The sequence below is a fragment of the Algibacter amylolyticus genome, assembly GCF_014202225.1.
GTDB lineage: Bacteria > Bacteroidota > Bacteroidia > Flavobacteriales > Flavobacteriaceae > Algibacter_B > Algibacter_B amylolyticus.
Genome location: NZ_JACHGE010000007.1, coordinates 98,616 through 113,093, shown reverse-complemented (window position 1 = coordinate 113,093; position 14,478 = coordinate 98,616). Strand labels below are relative to the sequence as shown.

Annotated in this window: 10 protein-coding genes; 8 read left to right on the top strand and 2 right to left on the bottom strand. The window is 34.7% G+C overall.

All coding sequences use genetic code 11. The features are described from left to right. Positions 1 to 128: 128 nt before the first annotated feature. A complete protein-coding gene (locus tag HNQ90_RS13140; protein ID WP_144117563.1) occupies positions 129 to 1,019 on the bottom strand; it encodes an aldose 1-epimerase family protein in 891 nt (296 codons plus the stop codon). 227 nt (positions 1,020 to 1,246) lie between these two features. Between HNQ90_RS13140 and pabB the strand changes: the two genes are divergently transcribed. The 4 genes from pabB to HNQ90_RS13120 all read left to right on the top strand — a co-directional run bounded on the left by pabB (position 1,247) and on the right by HNQ90_RS13120 (position 6,753). Then, positions 1,247 to 2,551 carry an aminodeoxychorismate synthase component I gene (gene pabB, locus HNQ90_RS13135; protein WP_144117561.1) on the top strand — a complete coding sequence of 435 codons (1,305 nt, stop codon included), beginning with the start codon at positions 1,247 to 1,249 and terminating at the stop codon, positions 2,549 to 2,551. 219 nt (positions 2,552 to 2,770) lie between these two features. Then, positions 2,771 to 4,081 (top strand): tRNA lysidine(34) synthetase TilS, encoded by a 1,311-nt coding sequence (gene tilS / locus HNQ90_RS13130; RefSeq protein ID WP_144117559.1) that lies wholly within the window; start codon positions 2,771 to 2,773, stop codon positions 4,079 to 4,081. 82 nt (positions 4,082 to 4,163) lie between these two features. After that, positions 4,164 to 5,786, top strand: coding sequence for an adenine deaminase (ade, locus tag HNQ90_RS13125; protein WP_144117558.1), 1,623 nt, complete (start codon positions 4,164 to 4,166; stop codon positions 5,784 to 5,786). Positions 5,787 to 5,790: 4 nt separating this feature from the next. Further along, positions 5,791 to 6,753: a YheT family hydrolase gene (locus tag HNQ90_RS13120; RefSeq protein ID WP_144117556.1), complete on the top strand. Its 963-nt coding sequence runs from the start codon at positions 5,791 to 5,793 to the stop codon at positions 6,751 to 6,753. Positions 6,754 to 6,803: 50 nt separating this feature from the next. On the opposite strand, the gene HNQ90_RS13115 is transcribed toward HNQ90_RS13120, so the two are convergent. Next, complete coding sequence (locus HNQ90_RS13115; RefSeq protein ID WP_144117554.1) at positions 6,804 to 8,279, bottom strand: SLC13 family permease; 1,476 nt, start codon at positions 8,277 to 8,279, stop codon at positions 6,804 to 6,806. Positions 8,280 to 8,453: 174 nt separating this feature from the next. On the opposite strand from HNQ90_RS13115, the gene HNQ90_RS13110 reads away from it, so the two are divergent. The 4 genes from HNQ90_RS13110 (at position 8,454) to HNQ90_RS13095 (ending at position 14,355) form a co-directional block, all read left to right on the top strand. After that, positions 8,454 to 8,909: a (2Fe-2S)-binding protein gene (locus HNQ90_RS13110; protein WP_144117552.1), complete on the top strand. Its 456-nt coding sequence runs from the start codon at positions 8,454 to 8,456 to the stop codon at positions 8,907 to 8,909. Between the two features lie 23 nt (positions 8,910 to 8,932). Further along, a complete protein-coding gene (locus tag HNQ90_RS13105) occupies positions 8,933 to 11,152 on the top strand; it encodes a xanthine dehydrogenase family protein molybdopterin-binding subunit (RefSeq protein WP_144117550.1) in 2,220 nt (739 codons plus the stop codon). Positions 11,153 to 11,155: 3 nt separating this feature from the next. Further along, positions 11,156 to 11,935 (top strand): M90 family metallopeptidase, encoded by a 780-nt coding sequence (locus HNQ90_RS13100; protein WP_144117548.1) that lies wholly within the window; start codon positions 11,156 to 11,158, stop codon positions 11,933 to 11,935. A 125-nt stretch (positions 11,936 to 12,060) separates the two neighbouring features. Further along, the gene (locus tag HNQ90_RS13095; RefSeq protein WP_144117546.1) at positions 12,061 to 14,355 is read left to right on the top strand and encodes an FdhF/YdeP family oxidoreductase; all 2,295 of its coding nucleotides are present in this window, start codon (positions 12,061 to 12,063) and stop codon (positions 14,353 to 14,355) included. Positions 14,356 to 14,478: the final 123 nt, after the last annotated feature.

Sequence of the window (14,478 nt, the reverse complement as noted above, 5' to 3'; positions counted from 1 at the left end):
AAGTTTCTGTAATACTACTGTTGTTTGCTTTGCAATTAAAGTGAGGTGCCTTAAAAATAAAAGTTACACCTAAGCTTAAATTACAAAATAGTGCTATTTAGCGCGCAAAGTTAAGCTTATTTATTCTGTTAGACTAAATGGCTATTATGTATTTCAATACTATAGGTGGCTTGGTAACTTTTATTTGGGGCTAAACTAATAATCCCTTCTTTTTCTATTAGGTTTTGGTTAGTGTCTTCGCTATCTGCTATACCCAGCCATGGCTCTATACATACATAGTCGCCGTTTGGTTTTGCCCAAAGCCCTAAATAGTCGAAATCATGGTGACTTACCGTTAAAATAGGACCGTGATTCGCACTTTTTAAGGTCACTTTTTTAGATTTTAAATCTTTAAAAATAAGCGCGTCCTTTTTAAATATATCGCGGTTTAGTTCAATTTTATTCGAGTTATCAAATACCTGTTCTGTATTGGCAGTTATTAAACCATTTTCCATATTCACTAAATGCGTTTTGGAGTTTTCGGTGTGTTCAAACTCGAAGGAGTAATCTTCGTAATTTTCGTTTTGGTAAACAGGGCATTTAAAAGCGGGGTGGCCGCCAACCGAAAAATACATGGTGTTGTCATCTAGGTTTTTTATGCTATGTTTTACTTCAATAGTGTTTTCTGTAAGTGTGTAAGTAATTAAAAACTCAAAATTAAAAGGGTATTTTTTTATTAAATCATTATTACTAACAAGTTTAAAGGTAATACTGTTTTTAGTTTGTTCAAGTAGTGTAATATCTTCATTATTTCTAATAAAACCATGTTTTGGTAACTCGTATTTATGGTCTTCAAAAATATAAGTATTATCTTTTAGTGCACCAATAATAGGGAATAGATTAGGCGCGTAACTACCCCAAATATCGGGGTCTGCATGCCACATAAAAGCGATGTTGTTTTTTAAACCGGTAATGCCGCATAGCTCTGCGCCCGTTTTTTTAATGTCAATTTTAAGGATATTATTTTCTAAGCTGTACATGAATTTTTTAAATTTAAAACAATGTACAAAAATCTTAAATTTTAAAAAGCGGTTTACTGATTTTTGATGTTAACAGAATATCATTTTTATTAAAAGCATAAACAAAGGGTTATAAGTTTTACTAAAATAATTGATAAAATTTTAGACAGGCTTTATGGATTCTAACTAACTTTGCTTAGAATTTATTGTGACTTAAGGTTAAAATGAATTCCTAATAATTTATTTAATTGAGGACAAAACAAATTCATACTTTCGAGGATATCGAAAAATTTAAAACCCAGCTGCTTAATTGGGCTCAACAATTTGATGAAGTTGTATGGCTAGACTCTAACCCAAACACCAACAAAAATGAGCAAAAGCATTACAGTTACGATGCTATTTTGGCGGTAGAAGCTTTTACGAGTATTAAAACAGATTACCACCAAGGTTTCGAGAAACTTAAAGAGTACCAAGGCTATACCAACGATTGGATTTTTGGTTACCTAACCTACGATTTAAAAAACGATACCGAAGCGTTAAAGTCTAGTAAATTTGATGGATTAGGCTTTTCCGATATGTGTTTCTTTCAGCCAAAAAAGGTGTTTTTAATTAGTGGTAACCAAGTTGAAATTCAATATTTAAATTTTGTTGACGACGAAATTGACGACGACCTACTAGCCATAAAAATACGTACGCAAGTAGCTCGCGGACAAGCATATTCCGATATTAAAATTAAGCTACGTACCCATAAGGATGCTTACTTCGAGAAGGTAAACACCATGCTAGAGCATATTTACCGTGGCGACATTTACGAGGCCAATTTTTGCCAAGAGTTTTATGCCGAAAATAAGGAAATAAACCCTTTGGAAACCTACCAAAAACTCAATAGTATTTCCAAACCGCCCTTTGCAGCGTTTATAAAGCTGGAAGATAAGTATGTACTTAGTGCATCGCCCGAGCGCTATTTAAAAAAGCAAGGCAATACCATAATTTCGCAACCCATAAAAGGGACAGCAAAACGTGCAATGAATACCGCCGACGATAATTTGCTAAAAACAAACCTACATAAAGATAAAAAGGAACGTAGCGAAAACATTATGATAGTCGATTTAGTGCGTAACGATTTATCAAAAACAGCATTAAAAGGCAGTGTAAAAGTCGAGGAGTTATGTAAAATTTACACCTTCCAGCAAGTGCATCACATGATTTCTACAATCACTTCTCAGGTGGATCCAAGCACGCATCCAGTCGATATTATAAAAAGCACATTCCCAATGGGTAGCATGACGGGAGCGCCAAAATTATCGGCCATGAAAATTATAGAAACCCTCGAGGATTGCAAACGCGGAATCTATTCCGGTGCCATCGGGTATTTTACACCCACGGGCGATTTCGATTTTAACGTCGTAATACGAAGCATTCTCTACAATAAAACCAAAAAATTCGTCTCTTATTCCGTTGGTGGCGCCATAACAGCCAAAAGCGATCCCTTAAAAGAGTACGAGGAATGCCTAATAAAAGCCAAGGCTATGCGCGATGTTTTAGAAAATTAAAAGGTTTATGGCGCCTGCCTGCCGGCAGGCAGGCAACCCAAGGGTCGGGCTTTACACTATATCTTTTTTTGCCATTTATGGCAGCAAAAAAAGGATGCCGTTTCAATCCCTTGCGCACGCATCTGCCAGCGCAGGTTTTAAAACAGAAATCTATGGTATATTTTAAAAACTTAAGGCTTCTCATCTTTTGCGAGAATAAAATAAAACTTAACTTTGAGCGTGCACAATACATTACAAACTCATATCAATAAAAACCTCTCGTTTTTAAACGAAGGTAAAATACTAATCGCTATTTCTGGCGGAATAGACAGCGTGGTGCTAACTCATTTATGTCACCAATTAAAACTAGATATAACCTTAGCACATTGCAATTTTAATTTAAGAGGCGCCGAAAGTGAAGCCGACGAAGCATCGGTAGCTAATCTTGCCAATAAATTAAATCTAGAAGTCTTTGTAGAACGTTTCGATACGCAAACTTTTGCCACAGATGCTAAGTTGTCCATTCAAATGGCGGCACGCGAGTTGCGTTACAATTGGTTTAACGATTTAGCCAATCAATTAAAATTCGATTACATATTAACCGCACATCATGCCGACGATAATCTAGAAACATTTTTAATCAATTTTACAAGAGGAACAGGGTTAGAAGGTCTCACAGGAATACCCGAAGTTAATGGTAAGTTTGTGCGCCCATTATTACCATTTTCATCTCAAGACATCGAAAACTATGCCGCGAAAAATAACATATCTTGGCGCGACGATAGTAGTAATAAATCGGTAAAATATTTACGAAATAAATTAAGACACCAAGTCATTCCTGTTTTAAAGGAAATAAACCCAAGTTTGCTACAAAGTTTTCAAAACACACTCAATAATCTAAAGGAAACAAATCATATCGTCGAAGATAGTGTCGATACTTTTTTAAATAAAGCTATCGAAAATATAGAGGGTAACGAAGTACGGTTTAAAATTGCCGAATTTAAAAAACTTAACAACCCTAAGCCATACCTTTATGAGGCTTTAAAGGAATTTGGTTTCACCCAATGGGACGATATTGTTAGTTTATTGGATGGCGAAACCGGTAAGCAAGTATTTTCTAACACCTACCGATTAATAAAAAACAGAGCGCATTTATTGCTAAGTAAAATAGATGTGGAGCATCATAAATCTATTTCAGTTTTAAAAAACGAAAAGCAAATAGAAACACCTTTCGGCATCTTATTTTTCGATGAAGCCGACGCTATTTTTGGAAAACGAACCAATGTTATCTATGTTGATAAAAGCAAGCTGCAGTTTCCTTTAACTATTAAGAAATATGAAGAAGGCGATGTGTTTTATCCGTTAGGCATGACAGGAAAGAAAAAAGTAAGTAAGTATTTTAAAGACGAAAAATTATCACTTTTAGATAAAGAAAATACATGGCTCCTCTATTCAGGCAAAGACATCGTGTGGGTAATTAACAGGCGCGCCGATAACCGGTTTAGAGTAACAGAAAGTACCAAACAAATAATGAAAATTGAATTGAAATAGCGCATAGCTTTAAATTCTCTTTTCCACGTATATAATAGTAAGCTTATAATATTTCTTATTAAAACTTAAAAAAAGCATCCATTTGATTTTACAAGGCAACATAGTAGACATACAAAATAAACGCATTTACAAAGGAGAAATTACATTTGTAAACGGTAAAATTGTTTCTATTCAAGAAAAGGAGCATCAGGTTAACCAATATATAATTCCAGGTTTTGTAGATGCGCATATTCATATAGAAAGTTCTATGTTAGTGCCTAGTGAGTTTGCTAAACTAGCAGTAACTCATGGCACAGTATCAACCGTTTCCGATCCGCATGAAATAGCTAATGTATTAGGGGTTAAAGGTGTGGAGTTTATGATTGAAAACGGAAAGCAAGTCCCTTTTAAATTCAACTTTGGGGCACCGTCTTGTGTTCCTGCTACAGATTTTGAATCGGCTGGAGCCATTATAGATTCCGATGATATTAAAGTACTTCTTGAAAACCCCGATATTAAGTATTTAGCTGAAATGATGAATTACCCTGGCGTTCTTTTTAATGACGATGAAGTCATGAAAAAAATAGCTTGGGCTAAATATTTTAATAAACCTATTGATGGACATGCACCAGGACTAAGAGGTAAAGATGTATCGAAGTATATTCGTGCAGGAATTACAACCGATCATGAGTGTTTTACCTTTGATGAGGCTCTAGAGAAGCTTCAAAAAGGCATGAAAATTTTAATTAGAGAAGGAAGTGCTGCTAAAAATTTCGATGCTTTAATTGATTTGTTACCAGAACATTTTGAAAACATGATGTTTTGTAGCGACGATAAACACCCAGACGATTTAATTTTAGGACATATTAATCAACTGTGTGAGCGTGCAGTAGCAAAGGGAATCGATGTGTTTAAAGTCTTGCAAGCCGCTTGTATTAATCCTGTAAAACATTATAATCTAGATGTTGGTTTACTGCAAAAAGGCGATGATGCAGATTTAATTGTGTTGCAAGATTTAAGAACTTTTAAAACGCTTCAAACCTATATAAAAGGAGAACTTGTTTTTACTGATGGAAAATCGTTAATACAGGATGTCACCTTTGAAAATCTCAATAATTTTAACTGTAATGAAAAAGAAGTTACCGATTTTAGAGTAGAATCTACAGCAAAACAAATTCGTGTAATTGAAGCTTTAGAAGGGCAGTTGGTAACCAATGAGTTAGTTGAAAAAGCGAAACACCAAGGTGGTAACTTAGTATCCAATGTTAAGAATGATATTTTAAAAATGACGGTTGTAAATCGTTATGAAAATCAAAAGCCAGCTATGGCATTTATAAAGAATTTTGGTTTAACCGAAGGTGCTATTGCATCATCTGTTGGGCATGATTCTCATAATATCATTGCTGTAGGTGTTTCAGACGAAGCCATCAGTAAAGCGGTAAATGTTATTATAAAAAATAAAGGTGGAATTTGTGCTGTTTCCAATTCCGAAGAAAAAATAGTGTCTCTTCCAGTAGCAGGAATTATGAGCGATAAAGATGGCGAAACTATAGGGAAGCAATATGCGGAGTTAGATAAAATGGCGAAAACTTTAGGAAGTAAACTACATGCGCCTTATATGACCTTGTCTTTTATGGCTTTATTAGTTATACCTTCGTTAAAATTAAGCGATAAAGGATTATTTAACGGAAATACTTTTAAATTTGCAGACCTTAAAGTAAAATAAATACATGCCAATAGTAGAGTCAACATACAAGCCACCATTATTCTTTAAAAAAGGATTTGTATCCACAGTGTATTCTGGATTGGTGCGTCGCGTAGCTATAAAACAAGAACGTGAACGTATTACATTAATTGATGGCGATTTTTTAGACTTAGATTGGAGTTATTCTAAACAAAAAACAAATAAGCTTGTTGTGCTTCTGCATGGTTTAGAAGGCAACGGACAACGTCCCTACATGACGGGAACAGCAAAATTATTTAACGAAAATAATATTGATGCTGTTTGTATAAATTTTAGAGGCTGTAGTGGCGAAGACAATTTAAAATATAGAAGTTATCATTCTGGTGATACTGAGGATTTAAAAAATGTTTTGGCCCATATTAATGGCACAAAATCTTATTCAGAAATTTACTTAAAAGGCATTAGTTTAGGTGCTAATATTATTCTAAAATATTTAGGAGAACGAAATATTATTCCTGAAGAGGTTAAAGCGGCAATAGCTGTTTCTGTACCGTGTTATTTAGCAGGTTCGGCATTGCAATTGCATACGTTTAAAAACAAATTATACCACGATAGGTTTTTAAAACATTTATTAAACAGGTTAAAGGTTAAACAGAAAAAGTTTCCTGATAAGCTAAATGATAAAACGCTAGAATCTATAAAGACATTAACAGATTTCGATAATGTGTATACCGCAAAAGCACACGATTTTGAAGATGCTTTAGATTATTATGTACGTAGTAGTAGTTTACAGTTTTTGCCGAAAATAAAAATTCCAACTTTAATTATTAATGCTTTAAACGATTCTTTTTTATCTCCAGAATGTTATCCAGTAAAGGAGGCTAAAAACAATGATAATTTGTATTTAGAAATGCCTAATTATGGTGGGCATGCAGGTTTTATAGATAAAAAGAATGTGTATTATAATGAAAAACGTGCCTTACAATTTGTAAAAAATAAGGTCTCTTAAATCACTATTTTTTTAGTAAGTTTCCTGTATTTTTAGATTAATGTATAACGTTATTTAGATGTCCTAAGGCTCTCCGGAAATCCTTCAATTACAATACCCCAAAGTTCAGGTAAAACAAAATAGACAAAAAGCGTTAAAATGATTATCGATATGATATTCATAACAATCCCTTTACTAACCATATCAGGTATTCTTAAGTAACCGGATCCAAAAACTACGGCATTAGGCGGTGTTGCCACCGGAAGCATAAAGGCACACGATGCCGCTACAGCTGCACCAACCATTAAAATAAACGGGTGTATATCTATAGTGATTGCCATTGGTGCTAATACAGGTAATAGCATAGCAGTAGTGGCTAAATTGGATGTGATTTCGGTAAGGAAATTTACCGCTGCTATTAAAAGGAAAATTAAAAGTATGGTGGTTACGCCTTCTAATGCAGTCATTTGGCTTCCTATCCAAGAGGCTAATCCACTAGAATCAAAACCTTTTGCTAACGCCATACCGCCTCCAAAAAGTAAAATAATACCCCAAGGTAAATTCTTGGTGTCTTTCCACGAAATTAAATTCTCGTGCTTGGTTTTTGATGGTATCAAGAATAAAATGATAGCAAATAAAATAGCTATAATAGTATCATCAATTTGCGGTAAGAGTTTCGTTAATAAAAAGGAGCGGGTTATCCAACAAAAAGCAGTTGCTGCAAAAACGGTAGCTATTACTTTTTCTTCATAAGTCATTTTACCAAGTAACTTTAGCAAACGTTTTATTTCTTCTTTGCCTCCTGGGAATTCTTTTTGCTTAAAGGTAAAAGCGAATACGGTTAAATACTTCCAACATATAAATAATAAAAGCACTGAAATAGGAAACCCAAAAATAAACCATTGTGCAAAGGTTATTTCGTAACCATAGGTTTCAGCTACAACACCTGCTAACACTAAATTTGGAGGTGTTCCAATTAAGGTGGCAATACCTCCAATAGATGCGCTGTAGGCTATGGCTAGCATTAAGGCCTTCCCAAATACTAAGTTTTCATCTTCATCGGTTTTAGGATTGTCTTTTAATTGTTTTATTATGGCTATCCCTATGGGTAACATCATTACCGAAGTGGCTGTATTGGAAATCCACATCGATAAAAATGCTGTGGCTAGCATAAACCCTAAAATAATTTTTTGAACGTTGGACCCAATTATATTAATAATATTAAGCGCAATACGTTTATGTAAATTCCATTTTTCAATGGCTATAGCAATAATAAAACCGCCTAAATACAGAAACACAAATTTATGACCAAAGGATGCAGTGGTTGTGCCAATATCCAAACTTCCCGAAAGAGGAAATAATACTATAGGTAATAAAGCTGTTGCCGCAATAGGAATAGCCTCGGTAATCCACCACAGCGCAATCCATAGCGTAGAAGCTAAAACACCGTTAGCTTCGTCTGAGAGACCTTCAGGATGAAAAAATAATCGTATTAAAACAAATAAAATAGGACCTAGAATTAGGCCAATGCGTTTAGTGTTAGTCATGTCACAATATAAAATAATTTACTTCTTAAAAGTAGTTTTTATTTTAATAGAAAAAATGAAATTACAAAAAGGGCGAATATTGAAAACTAGAAACTAGTTAATCGAATGTTAAATAAATTAAGTTAGGATAGTAATCGCTTTAATTTTTAATACCTTAATACAAAAATTTAAACCATGCCAACATTCAACTTAAAAATCAATAATAAATCTTTTGCTGTTGAAGCAGATAGCGATATGCCATTACTATGGGTGTTACGCGATAAAATTAATTTAGTAGGTACAAAATTTGGTTGTGGTATTGGACAATGCGGGGCCTGTACAGTGCATGTAGATGGTAATGCTACACGAAGTTGTTTATTACAAGTATCGCAAGCAGAAGGCATGAATATAACTACTATTGAAGGGCTTTCAGAACATGGCGACCACCCTGTACAGCAAGCATGGAAAGTAGTAGATGTACCGCAATGTGGCTACTGTCAAGCCGGACAAATTATGACGGCTTCAGCATTTTTAAAAACGAATGCTAGTCCTTCAGATTCTGAAATACGCGATGCGATGCATGGTAATATTTGCAGATGTGCGGCCTATAATAGTATTCAAGAAGCTGTAAAATTAGCATCAAAAAAATAAGTTAATCCTATATAAATAAACAAATGGCAGCTTCAAAAAAAATGACATTCAGTAGAAGATCGTTCTTAAAATCATCGGCTTTAGCTAGTGGTGGTATGATTATAGGTTTTAATTTATTCAATGCTTGTAAAGCAGATGTAAAACCTCCGGTAGATTTAAGCCAACTAAATTACAACGATTTTAATGCGTTTATTAAAATTTCAGAAGAAGGTAAAGTAACTATTTTTTCTCCTAACCCAGAAATTGGTCAGGGCGTAAAAACATCTATGCCAATGCTTATTGCAGAAGAGTTGGATGTAGCCTGGAAAGATGTATATGTGCAACAAGGTAAATTAGATACCGAAAATTACCAAAGACAAGTAGCTGGTGGTAGTCAGTCTATTCGTCATGGTTGGGAACCTTTAAGACAAACAGGGGCAACGGCAAAACAAATGTTGGTAAATGCTGCTGCTGCAAGATGGGGTGTTGATGCCTCAGAATGTTCGGTGTCAAATGGGGTAATTACAAACGCCAAAGGCGAAACTTTAGGCTATGGCGATGTGGTAACCGAAGCAGCCATTCTTGAAGTACCAGAAGAGGTAACTTTAAAAGATCCTAAAGACTTTAAAATTATAGGAAAAGGAAAAGGCAATGTTGACATTGATAATATAATAACGGGAAAACCACTTTTTGGAATAGATTATAAAGAAGAAGGCATGTTGTATGCTTGTGTTTTAAGACCACCTGCATTCGGGCAGGTTTTAGAATCTTTTGATGATTCTGTGGCATTGGCATTACCTGGAGTTGTTGCTGTAATTACTATTGGTGAAAAAATTAGAGCCTACAGAGACAGCGGAAAAAGTAATTGGTCAATGCAGATGAGTAGCTCTGATAAAGTGGTTGTTATAGCGAAATCTACTTGGGAAGCAATGAAAGGCCAAAAAGCAATTAAAGCTATCTGGAAAACCGAAACACCACTAGAAAGCACCGAAACTCATGATAAAGCTTTACTAGCATTATTGGATGGAAAGAAGTTTAAAACACGGCGAAAGGACGGAAATGTAAAGAAAGCTTTTGCTGCTGCAGATAAAGTTATTGAACGGGTTTACGAGGCGCCTTTTTTACCTCATAACACTATGGAACCTATGAATTTCTTCGCTAACGTAACACCAGAAAAAGTGCATTTGGTTGGTCCAGTACAAACACCGGAGGCTGCGGCTAAAGTTGTTTCAGAGTTATTAGAAAGAGATTTACAAGATGTTCATTTAGAAATGACCAGAATGGGAGGTGGCTTTGGCAGACGTTTATACGGTGATTTTGTTTATGAAGCTGCTGAAATATCTAATGCTATCAAGAAACCAATAAAAGTAGTTTCTTCAAGAGAAGATGATATGACTACGGGTGTATATCGGCCGTCAACAAAATATAAAATAGCAGCATCAATTAAAGACGGTAAGGTTACAGGTTATCATTTAAAAGAGGCTTGTGTAAATGGAAATATGTATGGTTTAATTCCTAATTTCTTTCCTGCAGGTGCTATAGAGAATTATCAAGTCGATACTGCTAACTACAAGAGTAATATTACTACCGGAGCGTGGAGAGCGCCATATACCAATTTTTTAGCTAGTGCAGAGCAAAGCTTTTTTGATGAATTAGCAGAAGAATTAGGCATGGATAGAGTGCAATTACACATGGATTTATTAGATAATGTTAAGAAGAATCCGGAGGCCAACATCGAGTATAGTCCAGACCGTTTACAGGCTGTTTTAAAATTGGCTGTCGAAAAATCGAATTGGGGTAATACCGAAGAAGGAGTATATCAAGGACTTTCGGTGTACTATTGTCATAATTCGCATGTCGCTGAGGTGGCAGACATTACTATGGAAAATGGAATACCTAATGTAAAGCGCGTTACTTGTGCTGTAGATTGTGGTATTGTAGTTAATCCGCTAGGTGCTATGAACCAAGCTAAAGGCGGTGTTATTGATGGTATTGGGCATGCTTTATATTCAGATTTTGGTTTTAATAACGGTGTACCACAATCTAATAATTTTAATACGTATCAATTAATTCGCATGGGGCAAACGCCTAAAGTCGATGTTCATTTTATAGAAAATAATATAGATCCAACAGGTTTAGGCGAACCAACGTTACCACCAATTGGGGCAGCTGTTGCAAATGCTATTTATAAGGCCACAGGCAAACGTTTAACAAAACAGCCTTACATGAGTAATATGAATGTTGAAAATTCGGTTGTTGGTTAATTTATGGTATTAGTTATAGTAGTAATTACTTTGCTGTTGTATGGAATCTATCATTACAAAAACAGTAAACCCAAGAAGATTTATAAAATTCCAGATACATGGCATAAGCTTTTGTTAAGTCATGTATTGTTTTATAAAAATCTAGAATTAAGTAAAGAACAAGCGCTTTTTAGATCCAAAATGGCACGTTTTTTATCGGAAACGCATGTAGAATCTGTTAAGTTTCAATTAGAAGAATTGGATGTGGTTTTAGTTGCCGCAAGTGCCGTTATTCCCGTTTTTTGTTTCGATAATTGGAGCTACACAAATTTAACAACGGTGCTTATTTATCCAGATCATTTTAATGCCGATTATAATTTTGAAGGCGAAAATAGAAATATTGCTGGCTTAGTTGGTACAGGACGTTTTAAAAACCAGATGATATTATCTAGAAAAGCATTGCGATTAGGGTTTAATAATAAAACAGATAAAGGAAATACGGCAATCCATGAGTTTGTGCATCTTATAGATAAATTGGATGGCGATGTAGATGGTATTCCTAAACTTTTATTATCCAGTGCCTACGCTATACCTTGGTTAAAGCTTATGCACGACAAAATGGAGGCTATAAATAATAACGCATCAGATATTAGAAATTATGGCGGTACAAATCAAGAAGAATTTTTTGCCGTAGCCTCCGAGTATTTTTTTGAACGTCCTAAATTATTTAAACGAAAGCATCCGGAGCTTTATAAAATGATGGAAGATTGTTTTTGCAAGCAACAGGCAAGGTTAGATAATTAATTGTTTTAGTTTTTAATCATAATTGTTATTAAAAAAACCATTTGCTATTCGAAGATTATAACCTAAACGACGATTATATTGTAAATTTGATTTAAAAGAGTTCCCATTCAAATAATTGAAATTTAATGAGTAAATCACCAATAGAAAAAGCCTTAACACCCGAAAAATTCGAGAATTTAAAAACTAAAACGCCGCCAACTAATAGTGTGGGTTTTGGAGCATTGAAAGCTTCTTTGGGTCATGCTAACAAATACATGAAACCATTAGATGCTTTAAAGGTATCGTTAAAAATGAATCAAAAAGGTGGTTTTGATTGCCCAGGTTGCGCGTGGCCAGATCCAGACGACGATCGTTCTGCAATTGGTGAATACTGCGAAAATGGTTTAAAAGCTATGGCTGAAGAAATGCAGAACAAACTTATTAACCGTGAGTTTTTTGCACAAAATGCCGTTGATGATTTAGCGAGTTTATCAGATTTTGAAATAGGAAAATCAGGTCGTTTGTCAGAACCCATGTATCTGCCCAAAGGAGCATCTCATTATCAACCTATTTCTTGGGATGATGCTTTTAATAAAATAGCAGAACATTTAAATGCTTTAGATAATCCGGATGAAGCCGCGTTTTATACTTCTGGTAGAACAACTAATGAAGCTGCTTTTTTATATCAATTATTTGTTAGAGAATACGGGACTTCTAATTTGCCAGATTGTTCTAATATGTGTCACGAGGCAAGTGGAAGTGCGCTCTCCGAAACTTTAGGTATTGGTAAAGGCTCCGTTACTTTAGATGATTTATATAAAGCAGAAGTAGTTATGGTAATTGGACAAAATCCAGCAACCAACCATCCAAGAATGTTATCTGCTCTAGAAAAAACTAAAAAAAACGGAGGTAAAATTATAGCAGTAAATCCTTTGCCAGAAGCCGGTTTAATAAAATTTACAGATCCTCAAAACCCAATAAAAATGCTTACTGGAGGTACTAAACTTTCAGATGTGTTTGTGCCAATAACCATTAATGGAGATGTGGCTTTCTTTAAAGCTTTGTTGTTAAAATTACTAGAAAAAGAGGAGGCTCAAGGCGGTGTTTTTGATAAAGCTTTTATTAATGAATTTACTTCGGGATACAACGATTTTATTTCAGATTTAAAAACCTATAATTTTGAAACTTGTTTGGAGGCTTCAGGAGTTACTTTTGAAACTTTTAATGAGGCTTTTGATTTAATCCTGAATAACGATAAAATTATTATCTGTTGGGCCATGGGCCTAACACAGCATGAAAATGCCGTCGATAATATTCGAGAGCTTGTTAATTTATTATTACTTAAAGGTAGTATTGGTATAGAAGGCGCCGGCACTTGTCCCGTTCGTGGACACTCTAATGTTCAAGGCGATAGAACAGTTGGTATTTGGGAAGCTGCACCGCAAGCGTTTTTAGACAAGATTGAAGATAAATATGGTTTTAAGCCTTCAGTTAAGCATGGTTATAGTGTTATAGAATCTATAAAAGCGATGTACGAGGGCAAAGTAAAAGTGTTTTTCGGTATGGGCGGAAATTTTATCTCTGCGGTACCAGATACTAAGTATTCTGCACAGGCTTTAGCCAATTGTAATTTAACGGTTCATGTGAGTACAAAACTAAATCGTTCGCATTTAGTTACTGGGCAAGAAGCTTTAATATTTCCGTGTTTAGGTCGTGCAGAAAAGGATTATCAAAAATCTGGAGTACAAACACAAAGTGTCGAAAATTCTATGGGTGTTGTGTCTTCAACAAAAGGTATTTTAGAACCTTGTTCTGATGATTTATTAAGTGAAGTTGCCGTAGTTTGTGGTATAGCTCATGCAACTTTAAAAGACCGCTCTAAAATTAATTGGCTAGCCTACAAGGATGATTATAATTTAGTTCGTGATGATATTGCTGAGGTTGTTTCTGGGTTCGAAGATTATAATAAAAAACTAAAACAGCCTTCAGGTTTCTATTTACCTAATGGTGCACGAGTAAGATCTTTTAAAACGAAAACGGGGAAAGCCAATTTTACATCAAATAAACTTCCTAATTGGAAATTAAAGGACGGGGAGTTAATAATGATGACAATACGTAGTCACGATCAATTTAATACTACTATTTATGGATTAAACGATCGTTACAGAGGTGTTTTTAACGAAAGACGAATTGTTTTTATGAATCGAGACGATATGAAACTACGTAGTTTTGATGAGCATCAGGTTGTAAATATTAAGTCTGAATATAATGGTGTTATACGAGAGGCTAATCAATTTAAAGTAGTTGGTTACGATATTCCTAAAAACTGTTGTGCGACTTATTTTCCTGAAACAAATGTGTTGGTGCCGTTGGATAGTTTTGCTCATACTGCTAAAACACCGGCTTCTAAGAGTGTTAGGGTAACTATCACAAAAGTTTAAGATTTCAGCAAAATCAACTTCATAATTTTTCTAAAAATCAATTATTAGTATTTCAATTTGAGAAATCAATAATATTACGTGTTTTTTAAGTAGTTTTTTAATTTCGACTACGTAAATTAAGTA